We start from the raw sequence: 16,616 nt of genomic DNA on the forward strand, positions 1-16,616 counted from the left end.
CCACCGGTCAGCGCTCGACCTCGCCCCTGATGAACTTCTCGACGTACTCGCGGGCCTCGTCGTCGGAGTACTGCTCCGGCGGCGACTTCATGAAGTACGACGACGCCGACAGGATCGGGCCGCCGATGCCCCGGTCGAGGGCGATCTTGGCGGCGCGCACGGCGTCGATGATGATGCCGGCGGAGTTGGGGGAGTCCCAGACCTCCAGCTTGTACTCCAGGTTCAGCGGCGTGTCGCCGAACGAGCGGCCCTCCAGGCGCACGTACGCCCACTTGCGGTCGTCGAGCCACGGCACGTGGTCCGACGGGCCGATGTGCACATCGGCCTTGCCCATCTCGTGCGGGATCTGCGAGGTCACCGACTGCGTCTTGGAGATCTTCTTCGACTGGAGCCGGCTGCGCTCCAGCATGTTCATGAAGTCCATGTTGCCGCCGAAGTTGAGCTGGTACGTGCGCAGCAGCTCGACCCCGCGGTCCTCGAACAGCTTGGCCAGCACGCGGTGCGTGATCGTGGCGCCGACCTGCGACTTGATGTCGTCGCCCACGATCGGCACGCCGGCCTCGGTGAACTTCTCGGCCCACTCGGGGTCGGAGGCGATGAAGACCGGCAGCGCGTTGACGAACGCCACCTTGGCGTCGATGGCGCACTGCGCGTAGAAGCGGTCGGCCTCCTCCGAGCCCACCGGCAGGTAGGACACCAGGACGTCGACCTGGTTGTCGCGGAGCACCTTGACCACGTCGACGGGTTCCTCGTCGGACTCCTCGATGATCTCGCGGTAGAACTCGCCCAGACCGTCGAAGGTGTGACCGCGCAGCACGGTCACCCCGGTCGGCGGCACATCCGTGATCTTCACGGTGTTGTTCTCGCTGGCGACGATCGCCTCAGACAGGTCGCGGCCGACCTTCTTGGCGTCCACGTCGAAGGCGGCGACGAACTCGACGTCGCCCACGTGATAATCACCGAACTTCACGTGCATCAGGCCCGGCACTCGCGCGGCCGGGTCCGCGTCCTTGTAGTAGTGGACGCCCTGGACCAGCGAAGACGCGCAGTTGCCGACACCGACAATGGCCACGCGAACCGAACCCATCGCACTCGCTCCCTTACTCATCAGTTGACGTGGTATCTCTCTCGGGCCCTTCCGAGGCCCGCCGCTCCGTGGCGATCAGCTCGTTCAGCCAACGCACCTCGCGTTCGACCGACTCAAGCCCATGGCGCTGCAGCTCGAGCGTGTAGCTGTCGAGCCTCTCCCTGGTACGGGCCAGCGCCGTGCGCACGCTGTCGAGGCGCTCCTCCAGGCGGCTGCGGCGGCCTTCGAGGATGCGCAGGCGCACCTCGGCCTCCGTGTGCCTGAAGAAGGCGAAGTGCACACCGAAGCTCTCGTCCTCCCAGGCTGACGGGCCGGCCTGGGTCAGCAGCTCCTGGAGGCGTTCCTTGCCCTCGGCGGTCAGCTTGTAGACGATTTTCGACCGGCCGCCGACCATCGTGGCGGGAGCAGGCTGCTCCTCCACGATGAGGCCCTGGGCCAGTAGCGATCGCAGACAGGGGTACAGCGATCCATAGGAGAACGCACGGAACATGCCCAACAGGGCGTTGAGCCGTTTGCGCAGCTCATAGCCGTGTAGCGGCTGTTCGTGCAGCGACCCGAGAACGGCGAGCTCCAGAACTCTGCCTTGTCCGCTGGCCACTGGAACCGCCTCCTCTCGCGTCGATGTATCGAGTCGATACATCCAGAGGATACGTCGATTCGCTATAAGGCCGCAATCAAAGGATTTGCCAAGCCGTTGGGATGATTCGGTAAAACGCCGTAGTCTGGCGCTCATGTGGTCACAGCGGAGGGTGGTGGACTACGGCCTCGCCAAGCGGGCAGCGGTCCGTTCCCTTGAGGTGGGCCGCGCCTCGCGCGGAGACCTCTGTGACGCACAGCCGTACCTCCTTCGCGCAGCCCGCATGTTCGGCGAGTCGACCGAACGTCTCTGCCCGGTGTGCGAGAGGGAGAACGTCACCAACGTGACCTATGTCTACGGCGATTCGCTCGGGCGGCATGCCGGTCAGGCAAAGGCCACGTCAGAGCTTGTCGAAATGGCCCATGATTACGATGAGTTCCGGGTGTACGTCGTCGAGGTCTGCCAAGGTTGTTCCTGGAACCACCTGACGGTCTCGTTCGTCCTCGGCAACGGACCGCCAGACCTCGTCGGCCAACCGTGAACACCGAGGGCGGCGAGTCACCTCACGCCCATACGCCGTTTTATCCGACGACGATGCGAGGACGTGTGAGTAACAGCATGAATGAGGGGACGGCCCGCCCGGGAAGGCGCCGTCGCTCCAACTCATCCCGTTCTGTGCCCCCAGGTTCTCCTCCCCAAACCGGCGACTCCGATTGGGGTTCGACGCAGTCGCCACGTCGTCCTGAAGCCGCTTATGAGCAGACCGGCGCGATGTCCGCGCAGTCGTACAGCGACCCCGCCTCAGGGCCGCAGCCCCAGCGCGGGGCGCCCCAGGGGCGTGAGGAGCCGCCGCCGCGCGCCCGCTCCCGGGCGCGGCAGGACACGCGTTCCGTGAGCAACCAGGAGACGATGGTCAGCGAGGCGCCGCCCAGGCGCTCGCGCCGGGCGAGCGGGCAGGACGAACCCCCGGAGCCGCCCGGGCCGCCGACCAAGAGGCGCAGCGGCTGGCGCCGGTTCGTGCCGAGCTGGAAGATCGTCGTGGCCAGCGTGGTCGTGCTGGCGGCCGGCATCTTCGGCATGATCATGGTCGCCTACAACCTCACGCCGGTGCCCGAGGCCACCCAGGCGTCGGCGGTCGCGCAGCAGAGCACGCTCTACTACCGCAACGGCAAGGTCCTCGCCAAGCTCGGCGTGCCCCGGCAGACCGTCGACTTCAAGGACATGGCCGACACCGTCAAGGACGCCACGGTCGCCATCGAGAACAAGACGTTCTACGAGGACTCCGGCGTCTCCCTCTCCGGCATGGCGCGTTCGGTGTGGATGACCGCGACCGGCCAGCAGCTCCAGGGCGCCTCGACCATCACCCAGCAGATGGCCCGCGGCTACTACGACGGCCTCAGCCAGGAGGTCTCCGTCAAGCGCAAGCTCAAGGAGATCTTCGTCGCGGTCAAGCTCAACCAGGAGCTGACCAAGGAAGTCATCCTCGCCCGCTACCTCAACACCGTGAACTTCGGCCTCGCCTACGGTGTCGAGGCCGCCTCGCAGGCGTACTTCGGGAAGAGCGTCCACGCCAAGAACCTGACCCCCGAGCAGGGCGCCTACCTGGCCGCGCGCATCCAGCGCCCGAGCTGGGGCCCCGACGACCCCGGCCTGCGCGAGCGGTGGAGCACGACCATCAAGTACATGGCCGAGCAGTGGCCCCAGAAGTACGGCGACCTGCCGGCGAAGGCGAAGTTCCCCAAGGTCTACAAGGGCGACACCAAGGAAGCCTACGCGGGCCTGCGCGGCTACATGATCACGCAGGTGCTGGAGGAGCTGAAGCAGCGCAAGCTCACCCCTGACATGGTCAGGAGCGGCGGCTACCAGATCACCTCGACCTTCGACGAGAAGCTCATGAAGGCCGCCAAGACGGCGGTCGAGGCCACGACGGCGAACATGTCGAAGGAGTTCCACGCCGGCCTGGCCGCCGTCGACCCGAAGAACGGCCGCGTCCTGGCCTTCTACGGCGGCCGCGACTTCCTCACCGACCCGTTCAACGAGCCCTTCGACGCCAACAAGCAGGCCGCGTCGGCGTTCAAGCCGTACGTGCTGGCGGCCTGGCTGCAGGCCGGTTACTCGCTCAAGAGCTACGTGCCGGGCAACCAGACCGTGCCGAAGATCATCCCGGGCCAGCAGAAGGACGGTTTCCGCAACAGCCACAACGTCGGCCAGGCCGTCGACGTGATCAAGGCCACGGCGCAGTCCGTCAACACCGCGTACGTGTCGATGGCGTTCAAGCTGCCCAGGCAGCTCGACGAGGTGAAGGAGCTCGTGGAGAACGCCGGGTTCGACAAGGGACGCATGGACCTGGACGTCAGGGAGCACCAGTTCCAGTTCGCCATCGGCAGCGCCCTGGTGAAGCCGGTCGAGCAGGCCGCCGGGTATGCGATCTTCGCCAACGGCGGCAAGTACACCAAGTACCACGTGGTGCAGGACGTCAAGCTCAACGGCCAGGTCGTCTACCCCGAGCAGCGGACCTCGACCAGGGTCATCGACGCGGAGGTGGCCGCCGACTCGACGACCGCCATGCAGGAGGTGCTGAGGAGCGGCACCGCAGCGGGCCAGGGGCTCGGCAACCGGCCCGCGGCCGGCAAGACCGGCACCAACAACAACGAGAAGGAAGCCTGGTTCGTCGGCTACACGCCGCAGATCTCCACGGCTGTCGGGTTCTACCGCGAGCGGTGCGTGACCAAGACGGGCAAGGTCGTCCAGCCCCTGCATGCCAACTGCCCGGAGACCCCCGGCGGCAAGCCGAGCAAGAAGTACGGCCCGAACAACAAGTACACCAAGGCCGAGGAGGCCCCGCTCGGGTTCGAGGGCGCCGGCCCGCCCACCGCGACCTGGCGGCGGTTCATGCTCGCCGCGCACGAGGGCAAGCCGATCGAGCAGTTCCCGCCGAAGGCCGACATCGGCCTGCCGGAGAACATCGTGCCGCGCCCGGTGCCGACGCCGACGCCGACCAAGAACCCGCTCGACGACGGCTCGGGCAACCCCTTCGACGACGGCAACCAGCAGGACTGCCTGGTCGCGCCCTGCAACGACGACGGCGGTGATGTCACCGACGACTCCCAGCAGGACACCGGCATCCCCGAAGCCGACGACCACGGCATCCTGAGCGGCGGCGGAGGCGGCAAGGTGCCCGACTCCCGCCCGGCCGGCACCCACCAGATGAACGCCAGACACGAGGAGTGGTGACCACGACCGAGGCACGCGTCCCTCTGGCGGCGCGTGCCGTGCCGTTCCTCCCCCTGGGGCTGATCGCCGCCCTGGGGGCCGTCCTCGCCTATGTGGTGCGGCTGCCGTGCCGGACCGGCGGATGGAACGACCAGGTCCAGACGTACACGAACTTCTGTTACACCGACATCTACCCGCTGTACTTCGACCGGCAGCTCGCGACCCAGAACCCGTACTTCGCCGACGTGCCGTTCGACAAGCAGGTCGAGTACCCGGTGGTGCTGGGCGAGGTGATGCAGGTCATCGCCTGGATCTCGCGGAAGCTGGACCTCGACCAGGTCGCCCAGGCCGTCAGGTTCTACGACCTCACGGTCCTGCTGCTCGGCATCTGCCTGGTGGTCGGCGTCCTGCTGATGGCGGCGGTGGCCGGGCCCACCCGCCGGTGGGACGCGCTGTGGTACGCGATCTCGCCCGCCGTGATCCTGGCCGCGTACATCAACTGGGACCTGGTCGCCGGCGCGCTGTCGATGGGCATGCTGCTGGCCTGGGCGCGCAAGCGGCAGGTGCTGGCGGGCGTGCTGCTCGGCCTGGCGATCGCGACCAAGTTCTACCCGCTGATGTTCCTCGGCGCGCTGTTCCTGCTCACGCTGAGGACCGCCCGCTGGCGGCCGTTCCTGGTGACGCTGGGCTCGACCGCGGGGGCCTGGCTCGTGGTGAACGTGCCCTTCATGCTCTTCGCCTGGGACGGCTGGCGCCGCTTCTACGTCTTCTCCCAGGAACGCGGGATCGACTGGGGATCGCCATGGCTGTTCTTCCAGCGCAAGGGCTGGGGCATCCTGGGCGAGGCCGACGTCAGCACGCTCGGCATGGTGGCGCTGGCCGTGTTGTGCCTGGGCATCGCCGTGCTCGCGCTCGCCGCGCCGCGCCGGCCCCGGCTGGTGCAGATCTGCTTCCTCGCCCTGGCCGCGTTCATGATGACGAACAAGGTGTGGTCGCCGCAGTTCGTGTTGTGGCTGGTGCCGTTCGCGGTGCTGGCCAGGCCCAGGTGGAAGCCGCTGGCGCTGTGGCAGCTCGCCGAGGTCTGGTACTTCGCGGCGATCTGGCTCTACCTGCTCGCCCAGCCCCCGCTCAGCCGCGACGACCTGGGCATCGGGGACGACACGTACTTCACCGCGGTCTGGGGACGGGTCATCACCATCGGGATCATGATGGCGTTCGTCGTCCGTGACATCCTGCGCCCGGAACTGGACGTGGTGCGCCAGGGTGACATCGACGACCAGGCGGGCGGGGTGTTCGACGACGCCCCCGACCGGTTCGTACTGAAGACACCGTGATCACGCGCTCGGCCGGTCGGGACGCGCTGCTGCTGTGGCTCGGATCGCGGGCCGGGCTCCTGGTGTCGACGCTGCTCGGCGTGACCCTCGCCGAGTACGCCGGCAAGTGGCGCCAATGGGACGCCGGCCTGTTCGTCACGATCGCCCAGTACGGGTACGACGGAGAACCCGGCAAACCGCACGACGACGGCCTGCCCGCGTTCTTCCCCGGCCTGCCGGTCGCGCTGCGGGCGGTGCATCTCGTGGTGCCCGACTGGGCGATCTGCGGGATGCTGATCTCGCTGGTCGCCGGGGCGGTGGCCATGGTCGCGCTGGCCAGGCTGGCCGAGCTGGAGGGCGCGACCGGCTGGATGGCGGTGCTGGCGCTGCTGCTGTTCCCGATGGCGGTGTTCCTGTCGGCGGGCTACAGCGAGTCGCTGTTCCTGGCCTTCGCGATCCCCGCGTGGCTGGCCGCCCGCCTCGGACGCTGGCCGCAGGCCGTCCTGCTGGCGGCGGGGGCGTCGTGCGTGCGGATCACCGGGTTGTTCCTGGCGGTCGCGCTGGCGGTGGAGTTCGTCAGGAGCAGGGAGTCGTGGCGGCGGGCCGGCTGGCTGGCGGTGCCCTTCCTGCCGCTGGCGGCGTACTCGTTCTACCACTACCGGCGCTCCGGGGACTGGCTGGCGTGGAAGCACGCGCAGGAGGCCGGCTGGGGGCGCGACTTCGAGTGGCCCTGGCAGGCGTGGCGGACGACGTGGAGCTCGGCCATGGGCACCGACGACTTCGCGGTGGCCTTCCGCATGGAGATCGCCGGGGCCGTGCTGGCGGTGGGCGTGCTGGTGTGGCTGCTGGCGCTGCGCAGGTGGAGCGAGGCCGTCTACTGCGGGTTGCAGGCGGCGGCGCTGATGACCTCGGCGTACTACCTGTCGATCCCGCGCTCGCTGCTGCTGTGGTTCCCGCTGTGGGTGCTGGTCGCGAAGGTGGCGACCAGGAAGCCGTGGGTCATCGTGCTGTACGCGCTGATCTGCGGGCCGCTCATGTACCTCAACGCGGCCCGCTTCCTCACGGGTGCCTGGGCGGGCTGAAGTCTCTACCCGTTTCTTCGCCTCGGTAATCCAGGGAAGTTATCCACAGGCTGTGTGTTTTCGGTCCAGAGGCTCCCGCGCGGCGTTCCGAGGTTCTCGCGCCGCGTTCAGAGGTTCTTGCGCAGGAACGCGATGTCGTCGGCCTGGCCCTCGCCCGGCGTCTCCACCACGACCGGGGCGCCCGCCGCGCGGCAGACCGCCAGGATCAGCTCGGGGTCGATCTTCCCCTGGCCCAGGTTGGCGTGCCGGTCGGCGCCGGAGTCGAAGTCGTCGCGCGAGTCGTTGCAGTGGACGAGGTCGATCCGGCCGGTGATCGCCTTGACCCGCTCGACCAGGTCGACCAGCTCCTCGCCGCCCGCGTGCGCGTGACAGGTGTCGAGGCAGAAGCCCACGTCGAAGCCGTCGAGCGCGTCCCACAGCCGGGCGATGCGCTCCAGCTTGCGGGCCATCGCGTTGCCACCGCCCGCGGTGTTCTCGATGAGCACGGGGATCGGGCACTCCATGCGCTCGAACACCTTGCGCCAGTTGTCGAAGCCCACCTGCGGGTCGTCGCTCTTGTTGACGTGGCCGCCGTGCACGACCAGGCCCTTGGCGCCGAGCCCCGCGGCCGCCTTCAGATGTTGTTCGAGCAGCTTGCGGCTGGGGATCCTGATGCGGTTGTTCGTCGTGGCGACGTTGATCAGGTAGGGCGCGTGGATGTAGACGTCGACGCCTTCGACCAGCTTGTCCGGTAGCACCGGCTTGGCGTAGCCCTGGGGATCGCCGAGGAAGAACTGCACGACCTCCGCGCCGACCCGTTCGGCGTGAGCGGCGGGATCGTCCTGGTCGACGTGAGCTCCGATACGCAGCATGTCAAGGAGCTTATCCGTTTGGCGGGACCGCCCCCGGGAAGACGCCCGGCACCCCCTACCCCCGAGGAGAACGCATATGACACGCTGGCGGCTGCGGGCGCTGCTCTTATTGGTCTACGTGATCGTCGGAATCTACGTCGCCTGGATCTACGACTACATCACCCCGGGTCTCCTCCGGGACGTCGCCGAGGCACTGCTCGCGGTGTTCCTCTGGTTCCTGGTCCTGCTCGGCATCGACCTGCACATCGGCAGGTGAGCCGCGGACACACGACGGCCCCGGGCGTCACCGGGGCCGTTCGCCGTGCGGGGGCCCGTCAAGGATGCGGCAGGAAGCCGCCGTGGGCGATGCCGAGCACGGCTCCCACGAACGAGGCCACCAGACCCACGATGTTGACCGAGCGCTGAGGCGTGGTCACCGAGATGTACTGCGAGTAGAGACCGGTCCCGAAACCGAGCGTGCCGAGCCAGGACGAGATCACGTGGGCGGCGGGGAAGAACGCGGCGACGAACGCCACGAGACCGCAAGCCAGTGTCGCGACCGCCAGGCCGTTCTCCACCGGGTGAGAGCGTCCGTCGGTGTTGAGCGTGAGCCTGAACCGCTCCCTTTCAGAGGGATGAAGCACATGTGGCACAGCCGCCACCCCCTTGCTTTCTTACATGCCTTCCCACCTACTCGTGGCTGGTAACCTGGGCAGCGCTGCGTTGTGATGGGTGATCCATCGACCCGGGGCGCCGAAATGGGGCGCCGCGGCCTGACGTCAGCGTCCTCCTGTCACGGCAGAGTGTCGTGACCGCAAGAGTCCAGAGGAGGTTGGAGTCCCGCATGCGTCGTTACGAAGTAATGGTCATTCTGGACCCTTCGCTCGATGAGCGCACTGTCGCGCCGTCCCTCGACCAGTTCCTCACCGTGGTCCGCAACGACGGCGGCACCGTGGAGAAGGTCGACGTCTGGGGCCGTCGTCGGCTCGCCTACGACATCGACAAGAAGTCGGAAGGCATCTACGCCGTCATCGACCTGTCCGCGGAGCCCGCGACGGTCAAGGAGCTCGACCGGCAGATGAACCTCAACGAGGGCATCCTGCGCACCAAGGTCCTGCGCCCGGACGTGCACTAGCAGCAGGAAGGCCGCGAAGCGGGCCGCCGTCTCGGTGGCGGGCCGACGAGCGGGTTTCTTGTTGACGACCACCGGCTTTTTGTCGGAGAGCACCCGTACTCTGAGCCGTAACCCAAGCGAAGGCGTGCAGGAAGGCGAGCGCTAGCCATGGCAGCAGGCGACACCGTAATCACCATCGTCGGCAACCTTGTCGACGACCCGGAGCTGCGCTTCACCCCGACGGGTCAAGCGGTGGCTCGATTCCGCATCGCGTCCACTCCGCGGTTCATGGATCGCCAGACCAACGAGTGGAAGGATGGCGAAAGCCTCTTCCTGACCTGCAACGTGTGGCGGCAGGCGGCGGAGAACGCCGCCGAAAGCCTCCAGCGCGGCATGCGGGTCATCGTGCAGGGGCGGCTCAAGCAACGGTCTTACGAGACCAAGGAAGGCGAGAAGCGCACGGTCTATGAGGTCGAGGTCGACGAGGTCGGCCCGTCCCTGCGCAACGCCACGGCCAAGGTCAACCGCACCACCCGTCAGGGCGGCGGCGGCGGTGGCGGCGGCTTCGGCGGCGGCCCTGCCGACGACCCGTGGGCCTCTGCCTCGCCCGCCCCGCCCCAGGGCGGCGGCTACCAGGGCGGTGGCGGTGGTGGCGGCGGCTTCGGCGGCGGCGGCGGCAACCAGGGCGGCGGCTTCGGCGGCGGCAACGACTTCAGCGACGAACCGCCTTTCTAACACCTGTCCACAAGCCCGAGTCCATTCCCGCCCGAAAAGCGGGGCTCTGAGAGGAGCACCACGATGGCTAAGCCGGCACTGCGCAAGCCCAAGAAGAAGGTTTGCCTGTTCTGCCACGACAAGATCTCATACGTCGACTACAAGGACACGGCGCTGCTTCGGAAGTTCATCTCCGACCGCGGCAAGATCCGTGCGCGCCGGGTGACGGGCAACTGCACCCAGCACCAGCGCGACGTGGCGACCGCGATCAAGAACGCCCGTGAGGTGGCTCTGCTGCCTTACACGAGCACCGCGCGCTAAGGAGGTCTGTCGACATGAAGCTCATCCTCACCAACGAGGTCTCCGGCCTCGGCGCCCCTGGCGACGTCGTCGAGGTCAAGGACGGCTACGGCCGTAACTACCTCATCCCGCGCGGCTACGCCATGCGCTGGACGCGTGGCGCCGAGCGCCAGATCGAGACCATCAAGAAGGCTCGCGACGCTCGCGAGATCCGCGACATCGGCACCGCCAAGGAGGTCGCCGGCCAGCTCGGCGCCCTGCGCGTGCGGCTGACCACCCGCGCGGGCGAGTCGGGCCGGCTGTTCGGCTCGATCACCACGGGCGACATCGCCGACGCCGTCAAGGCGGCCGGTGGCCCGACCCTCGACCGCCGTCGCATCGAGATCCGCAACCCGATCAAGAGCGTCGGGTCGCACAAGATCTCCGTCAAGCTCCACCCCGAGGTGTCGGCGTCCGTCGACGTCGACGTCGTGGCCGGCTGACGATCGCTGATCAAGCCCCTCTCCGCAAGGAGGGGGGCTTTTTCGCGTTCCCGTGCCCGCCGCCCGTAGCCGGTGTCCTTTTCCGGTCCTTACGGCTGCGCCCGGTCCGGCCACCCGCCGTGCTCCGGCCGAGGGCCCTCCAGGGGAACGGCCGCTGACCCTTCACCGGCGGGCCGCCGTGACGCGCGCCCACGCGTGACCGGCTGCCGTGGTGACCTGCGCACTTGTTTCCCGTGGGGGCCGCGTAGAATGCCTGCGTTCTTTGTGTGTGTTTCCCCCTGGAGGCTCTGCCATGGCCCGTTCCACGATGCTGCTCGCGATCGGTGTGCTCGCGGTGGGGGCCGTCGCATGTGCCCCGGCGGACCAACCGGCCCCCGCGGCCACGGCGACCGGCTCCGCGGCTGCCGACATGTGCACGAAGGACCAGCTCAAGCTCGTCAACGGCGGCAAGCTCACCATCGGCACCGACAAGCCGGCCTACGAGCCGTGGTTCAAGGACGACGACCCGAGCAACGGTCAGGGCTTCGAGAGCGCGGTGGCGTTCGCGGTGGCCGGCGAGCTCGGCTTCGACCGGACCGAGGTGCAGTGGAGCACGATCAAGTTCGACTCCGCGTTCGCGCCGGGGGCCAAGCAGTTCGACTTCGACGTCAACCAGGTCTCGATCAACCCCGACCGGGCCAAGGCGGTCGACTTCAGCAAGGGCTACTACACGGTCAAGCAGGCCGTCGTGGCGATCAAGGGCAGCAAGTTCGCCGAGGCGAAGAACGTGGCCGAGCTCAAGGACGCCAAGTTCGGCGTCCAGGTGGGCACCACGTCGCTGGCCGGGGTCAAGGACGTCATCAAGCCGTCCGCCGAGCCCAACGTCTACAACGACCAGGTCGACGCCGTGAACGCGCTGAAGAACAAGCAGGTGGACGCGATCGTCGTCGACCTGCCCACCGCGTTCTACGTCACGGCCGCCCAGGTGGACAACTCCAAGATCGTCGGCCAGTTCAGCTCGACCGCGGGCACGCCGGAGGAGTTCGGCCTGGTCATGGAGAAGGGCAGCGCGCTCAAGCCGTGCCTGGACAAGGCCGTCGACTCCCTGAAGTCGAAGGGCGACCTGGCGAAGATCGAGCAGGAGTGGCTGGGCTCGGCCGCCGGCGCGCCTGAGTTGTCGTGAGTCCGACGAGTAAGCCCGCCAGCGAGCACGTCCCCTCGCAGCGGCAGCTTGAGCGCGAACGCGTCCGCAGGTCGCGGGCGCGCCGCTCGGGCTCGATCGCCACGGCCTCGACGATCGTCTTCATCGTCCTGGTCGTGGTCCTGGTCACGAACTCGCCCGGCTGGCCCCGGGTCCAGGAGGCGTTCTTCGCCCCCGAGTGGTTCGTCAAGGCGCTGCCCCACGTGCTGGACGGGTTCCTGCTCAACATCAAGATGTTCCTGATCGCCGAGCCGCTGATCCTGATCGTCGGGCTGCTGGTGGCGCTGGCCAGGGGCATCACCACGCCCGCGTTCTTCCCGATCAGGGCCCTGGCCACGCTCTACACCGACGTCTTCCGCGGCGTGCCGACGATCCTGGTCATTTACCTCGTCGGCTTCGGGCTGCCCGCGCTGCGGCTGCAGGGCATCCCCACGGACCTGGCCACGCTCGGCGTGATCGGGCTGACGCTCTCGTACGGCGCGTACGTGGCCGAGGTGTTCCGCTCCGGCATCGAGTCGGTGCACCCCAGCCAGGTCGCGGCCGCCCGCTCGCTGGGCCTGAGCCACGTCAAGACCATGCGGTTCGTCGTGCTCCCGCAGGCCACCCGCCGGGTCGTGCCGCCGCTGCTCAACGACTTCGTCTCGCTGCAGAAGGACACCGCGCTGGTGGCCACCATCGGGCCGCTGGAGGCGCTCAGGCAGGCCCAGATCATCGCCTCCAGCAAGTTCAACTACACGCCCTACCTGGTCGCGTCGCTGCTGTTCATCCTGCTCACGATCCCGATGGCCAGGCTCACCGACCACCTGGCCGCCCGAACGCGCAGGAGGCGTGGCGCATGAGCCTGCTGACCATCGAAGGGGTGTGGAAGAACTTCCACGGTCACAGCGTGCTGCGCGGCATCGACCTGGAGGTGCGCGCGCACGAGGTCGTCAGCCTGATCGGCGCGTCCGGGTCGGGCAAGTCCACCCTCCTGCGCTGCGTGAACCTGCTGGAGACCGTCGACGACGGCGCCATCCACCTCGACGGCCAGGAGATCACCGACCCCCGCGTGGACGTCGACGACGTGCGCAAGCGGCTCGGCATCGTGTTCCAGGCGTTCAACCTGTTCCCGCACATGACCGTGCTCGACAACGTCACGCTCGCGCCGCGCCAGGTGCTCAAGACGCCCAGGAAGCAGGCCGAGGAGGAGGCACATGAGCTGCTGGCCAGGTTCGGGCTGGCGGCCAAGGCCGGCGCCTACCCCGACCAGCTCTCGGGCGGCCAGCAGCAGCGGGTGGCGGTCATCAGGGCGCTGGCCATGCAGCCCAGGCTGATGCTGCTCGACGAGGTCACCTCGGCGCTCGACCCCCAGCTGGTGGTCGAGGTGCTGGGGATCGTCAGGGAGCTCAAGGAGTCGGGGATGACCATGATCCTCACGACCCACGAGATGAGCTTCTGCCGCGACATCTCCGACACCGTGTGCTTCCTCGACGACGGCGTACTGGTGGAGAAGGGCCCGCCGGAGAAGATCTTCGCCTCGCCGGAGCAGCCGCGGACCAGGGAGTTCCTGCGCAGCGTGCTCGAATCCGGACGCCTCTAGCGGCGGTGGCGGCCCCGGCCGGGTTCGGCCGGGGCGTCGCGCGGGGTGGCGAGCAGGCTGTGGCGGCGGCCGTACAGAAGGTAGACCAGCAGCCCGAAGGCCATCCACAGGACGAACCACGCCCAGGTGAGCACGCGCAGGTTGAGCATGAGCCAGAGCGTGGCGACCAGCGAGAGCGCGGGCAGCAGCGGCGAGAGCGGCACGCGGAAGCCGCGCTCCAGGTGCGGCATGCGCCGCCGCATCACGATCACCCCCGCCGCCACGAACAGGAACGCGAACAGCGTCCCGATCACCACCAGCTCCTGCATGGTCAGCACCGGCACGAACTCGGCCAGCACGATCGCGATGAACCCGATCAGCAGCGTCACCCGCGTCGGCGTGTGGTACCTGCGGCTGACCGTGGCCAGGCCACGCGGGATCAGCCCGTCGCGGGCCATCGAGAACAGCACGCGCGTCTGGCCCACGATCAGCACCAGGATCACCGTCGTCAGCCCGAGCACCGCCCCCGCGTCGATGACGTGCACCATCCAGTCCACGCCCACGGCACGGAACGCGCTCGACAGCGGCGCGTCCCCGCTGATCTTCGTGTACGAGACCATGCCCACCATGACGAGCGCGACCGCGAGGTAGATGACCGTGGCGATCACCAGGCTGCGGATCATGCCCTTGGGCACGGCCTTCGGCGCGTTGACGCTCTCCTCGGCCGAGGTGGCGACGATGTCGAAGCCGATGTAGGCGAACGCGATCGCCGAGGCCGCCGCGAAGACGCCGAACCAGCCGAAGGCCATGCCGTGCCCGGCGAAGAGCTCGATGACGGTCCGCGGACGCACGGGCAACACCTTGGGCTCGACGTAGAAGTCGCCGTAGTTGGCCACGTCGATGTGGGCCAGGCCCACGACGATGACCGCCCCGATGGCCAGCAGCTTGGCCGACACCATGATCCACAGCGCCCGCAGCCCGACCCGCGCGCCGAGGGCCACGATGCCCGTCAGCAGCACCAGGATGACCAGGACGAGCACGTCGTCCACGGACTGCGGCACCCGTACGCCGAAGTCGGCGACCGCCTTGACCGCGATGGACGCCCAAGCCCTGGCCACCACCGCGGCGGCGAACTGCAGCTCCAGGATCAACGCCCAGCCGATGATCCACGCCCAGACCTCGCCGAAGATGACGTACGTGAAGGTGTAGGCGCTGCCCGAGGTCGGCATCGTGGACGACAGCTCGGCGTAGCACAGGCACGCCAGCAGGCACGCGATCCCGGCGATCATGAACGAGAGGATCACGCCGGGCCCCGCGGTGGTCTGGGCCTGCTCGCCGGCGACGCTGAAGATGCCGGCTCCGATGATCACGCCGAGCCCGAGAACCACGAGGTCGGCCGGGCGATAGACCTCGGACAGGCTGTGGCGGGCGCCGGTGCGTAACCCGGTCGCCTCTGACGGCGGCAGTCGTCGCAGAATCGTGGACACGGAACACCCCGCTCAGGGAACTCGCCCATGCTGTCTCACCAGTTGGACAACGGCAAGCACAAGACGATTACGGTGACCCGGACTCCGGCCGTCCGCCGGGGTGACGCGGCAGGTCGGATCGGCTACGCGCCGGTCACCAGCCAGGCCGTGCCGGCCGCCCGCCGGGTGAGGGTGACCAGCCGGGCGATCATCCACACCCCGAGCGCGCACCAGAGCGCGACCAGGCCGAACTCGGCGGCCAGGAAGGCCGCGGGCAGGTACGCCAGCGTCGTCCACACCCCGGCCCAGGCCAGGTAGCGCTGGTCGCCCGCGCCGATCAGCACGCCGTCGAGCACGAACACCACCCCGCAGATCGGCTGGAACAGCGCGACCGGCCACAACACGGCCAGAAGCTCGTCGGTCACCGCCGGGTCGGCGCCGAACAGGCCGGGCAGCAGCGGCCTGGCCGCCACGACCGCCACGCCGAGCGCCAGGCCCGACCACAGGCCCCACTGCATCATCCGCCTGGTCGCGGCCCTGGTGACGACCGTGTCCCCGGCGCCGAGCGAGCGTCCGGTGATGGCCTGGCCGGCGATCGCGATCGCGTCGAGGGCGAAGGCCATCAGGTTCCACACCTGGCCGGCGATGGCGTACGCGGCCAGTTGGGCCTGGCCCATCCGGGTGGCGACCACCGTGCCCACGATCAGCACGATCCGCAGGCACACCGTACGGATGAGCAGGGCGAGACCGGCCGTACCGGCCTGCCGGACGCCCGCGAGGTCGGGCGTGAGCGGCGTGCCGAGCCGCCGGGCGCCCCTGACCACCACGACCAGGTAGACGACGGCTCCGAGCGTCTGGGCCAGTGTGGTGCCCCACGCCGACCCGGCGATGCCCCAATGCAGCCCGAGCACGAACCAGGCGTTCAGCGCCGCGTTGAGCGCGAACGAGCCCACGGCCACCACCAGCGGCGTGACCGTGTCCTGCAGGCCGCGCAGCACCCCGGTGCCCGCCAGCACGACCAGCATCCCGGGCGCGCCGAGCAGGCTGATCCGCAGGTACGTCACGGCCAGCTCGGCCTGGTCGGGAGCGGCTCCGAACAGGTCGACCATGGCCGGCGCGAGCGGCCAGCCCAGGGCGATGAGCACCACGCCGATGGACAGGGCCAGCCAGATGCCGTCCACGCCGTTGCGCATGGCCCGCGCGTGGTTGCCGGCGCCGCTCTGCCGCGCCACGGACGCCGTGGTGCCGTAGGCGAGGAAGACGCAGAGGTTCACCAGCGTCGCCAGGACCGCCCCCGCCACGCCCAGCGCGCCCACGGCCGTGGTGCCGAGGCCGTGGCCGACGATGGCGTAGTCGGCGAGCAGGAAGAGCGGCTCGGCGACCAGCGCGCCGAACGCGGGCAGCGCGAGCCGCAAAATCTCCCGATCCTGGGGTGTAATGGGCATTTGTCTATTATGGCCATTACACGGCGTGTCGGGCCAACTTTCTTTCCTCCACAGCCGGTGGACACTGTTTGCCCAGGTCAGACGATGATCGGTGCATATCCGAAAGAGTTATCCCCAGGCTCGTCCACAGAGCTTTCACACCCTGGGCGCGCTGGTGCACAGCTCACCCACAGCGTTGTCCACAGGCCGCGTTGCCCTCACGCGCCGAACCAGCGAAACTGTCACACCGGTCGACTACAAGTGGGGGTGGTGCGA

18 protein-coding genes are annotated in these 16,616 nt (G+C 68.6%); 12 read left to right on the forward strand and 6 right to left on the reverse strand.

The genetic code is table 11. The annotated features are described in order from the left end of the window. Positions 1 to 7: 7 nt before the first annotated feature. Both ABZ815_RS03115 and ABZ815_RS03120 read right to left on the reverse strand, forming a co-directional pair. Positions 8 to 1,087 (reverse strand): inositol-3-phosphate synthase, encoded by a 1,080-nt coding sequence (locus ABZ815_RS03115; protein WP_352322950.1) that lies wholly within the window; start codon positions 1,085 to 1,087, stop codon positions 8 to 10. A gap of 13 nt (positions 1,088 to 1,100) precedes the next feature. Further along, complete coding sequence (locus ABZ815_RS03120; protein ID WP_125640646.1) at positions 1,101 to 1,685, reverse strand: PadR family transcriptional regulator; 585 nt, start codon at positions 1,683 to 1,685, stop codon at positions 1,101 to 1,103. Positions 1,686 to 1,818: 133 nt separating this feature from the next. On the opposite strand from ABZ815_RS03120, the gene ABZ815_RS03125 reads away from it, so the two are divergent. From ABZ815_RS03125 to ABZ815_RS03140, 4 genes are all read left to right on the forward strand, one after another. Then, a complete protein-coding gene (locus tag ABZ815_RS03125; protein ID WP_357693351.1) occupies positions 1,819 to 2,205 on the forward strand; it encodes a DUF5318 family protein in 387 nt (128 codons plus the stop codon). 230 nt (positions 2,206 to 2,435) lie between these two features. Continuing rightward, a complete protein-coding gene (locus ABZ815_RS03130; RefSeq protein WP_357693353.1) occupies positions 2,436 to 4,898 on the forward strand; it encodes a transglycosylase domain-containing protein in 2,463 nt (820 codons plus the stop codon). Continuing rightward, positions 4,895 to 6,211: a glycosyltransferase 87 family protein gene (locus tag ABZ815_RS03135; protein WP_357693355.1), complete on the forward strand. Its 1,317-nt coding sequence runs from the start codon at positions 4,895 to 4,897 to the stop codon at positions 6,209 to 6,211. Before ABZ815_RS03130 ends, ABZ815_RS03135 begins: the two co-directional genes overlap by 4 nt. Beyond that, a complete protein-coding gene (locus ABZ815_RS03140; protein WP_357693357.1) occupies positions 6,208 to 7,272 on the forward strand; it encodes a mannosyltransferase family protein in 1,065 nt (354 codons plus the stop codon). The genes ABZ815_RS03135 and ABZ815_RS03140 overlap by 4 nt, the downstream gene beginning before the upstream one ends. Before the next feature lie 107 nt (positions 7,273 to 7,379). Here ABZ815_RS03140 and ABZ815_RS03145 read toward each other — a convergent pair whose 3' ends face one another. Then, a complete protein-coding gene (locus ABZ815_RS03145; protein WP_357693359.1) occupies positions 7,380 to 8,123 on the reverse strand; it encodes a deoxyribonuclease IV in 744 nt (247 codons plus the stop codon). Between the two features lie 76 nt (positions 8,124 to 8,199). Between ABZ815_RS03145 and ABZ815_RS03150 the strand changes: the two genes are divergently transcribed. Then, positions 8,200 to 8,379 carry a hypothetical protein gene (locus ABZ815_RS03150; protein WP_357693360.1) on the forward strand — a complete coding sequence of 60 codons (180 nt, stop codon included), beginning with the start codon at positions 8,200 to 8,202 and terminating at the stop codon, positions 8,377 to 8,379. A gap of 58 nt (positions 8,380 to 8,437) precedes the next feature. Here the strand turns inward: ABZ815_RS03150 and ABZ815_RS03155 are convergent, their stop codons facing one another. Beyond that, positions 8,438 to 8,755, reverse strand: a complete 318-nt coding sequence (locus ABZ815_RS03155; protein WP_357693361.1) for a hypothetical protein — start codon at positions 8,753 to 8,755, stop codon at positions 8,438 to 8,440. Between the two features lie 191 nt (positions 8,756 to 8,946). Between ABZ815_RS03155 and rpsF the strand changes: the two genes are divergently transcribed. From rpsF to ABZ815_RS03190, 7 genes are all read left to right on the forward strand, one after another. Continuing rightward, the gene (gene rpsF, locus ABZ815_RS03160; RefSeq protein ID WP_026214314.1) at positions 8,947 to 9,237 is read left to right on the forward strand and encodes a 30S ribosomal protein S6; all 291 of its coding nucleotides are present in this window, start codon (positions 8,947 to 8,949) and stop codon (positions 9,235 to 9,237) included. Positions 9,238 to 9,384: 147 nt separating this feature from the next. Continuing rightward, a complete protein-coding gene (locus tag ABZ815_RS03165; protein WP_357693362.1) occupies positions 9,385 to 9,951 on the forward strand; it encodes a single-stranded DNA-binding protein in 567 nt (188 codons plus the stop codon). Positions 9,952 to 10,014: 63 nt separating this feature from the next. Beyond that, positions 10,015 to 10,251 (forward strand): 30S ribosomal protein S18, encoded by a 237-nt coding sequence (gene rpsR / locus ABZ815_RS03170; RefSeq protein ID WP_020543048.1) that lies wholly within the window; start codon positions 10,015 to 10,017, stop codon positions 10,249 to 10,251. A gap of 14 nt (positions 10,252 to 10,265) precedes the next feature. After that, positions 10,266 to 10,712 carry a 50S ribosomal protein L9 gene (rplI, locus tag ABZ815_RS03175; RefSeq protein ID WP_357693364.1) on the forward strand — a complete coding sequence of 149 codons (447 nt, stop codon included), beginning with the start codon at positions 10,266 to 10,268 and terminating at the stop codon, positions 10,710 to 10,712. A 292-nt stretch (positions 10,713 to 11,004) separates the two neighbouring features. Then, positions 11,005 to 11,874, forward strand: coding sequence for an ABC transporter substrate-binding protein (locus ABZ815_RS03180; protein WP_357693366.1), 870 nt, complete (start codon positions 11,005 to 11,007; stop codon positions 11,872 to 11,874). Next, positions 11,871 to 12,731 (forward strand): amino acid ABC transporter permease, encoded by an 861-nt coding sequence (locus ABZ815_RS03185; RefSeq protein ID WP_357693368.1) that lies wholly within the window; start codon positions 11,871 to 11,873, stop codon positions 12,729 to 12,731. The genes ABZ815_RS03180 and ABZ815_RS03185 overlap by 4 nt, the downstream gene beginning before the upstream one ends. Then, positions 12,728 to 13,471, forward strand: a complete 744-nt coding sequence (locus tag ABZ815_RS03190) for an amino acid ABC transporter ATP-binding protein (RefSeq protein ID WP_357693370.1) — start codon at positions 12,728 to 12,730, stop codon at positions 13,469 to 13,471. Before ABZ815_RS03185 ends, ABZ815_RS03190 begins: the two co-directional genes overlap by 4 nt. Here ABZ815_RS03190 and ABZ815_RS03195 read toward each other — a convergent pair. Both ABZ815_RS03195 and ABZ815_RS03200 read right to left on the reverse strand, forming a co-directional pair. Beyond that, positions 13,468 to 14,937 (reverse strand): amino acid permease, encoded by a 1,470-nt coding sequence (locus tag ABZ815_RS03195; protein WP_357693372.1) that lies wholly within the window; start codon positions 14,935 to 14,937, stop codon positions 13,468 to 13,470. The genes ABZ815_RS03190 and ABZ815_RS03195 overlap by 4 nt on opposite strands. A 122-nt stretch (positions 14,938 to 15,059) precedes the next feature. After that, positions 15,060 to 16,361, reverse strand: coding sequence for an MATE family efflux transporter (locus ABZ815_RS03200; RefSeq protein ID WP_357693374.1), 1,302 nt, complete (start codon positions 16,359 to 16,361; stop codon positions 15,060 to 15,062). Positions 16,362 to 16,616: the final 255 nt, after the last annotated feature.

The sequence above is a fragment of the Nonomuraea sp. NPDC047529 genome (genome assembly GCF_040642995.1).
Classification (GTDB): Bacteria; Actinomycetota; Actinomycetes; order Streptosporangiales; family Streptosporangiaceae; genus Nonomuraea.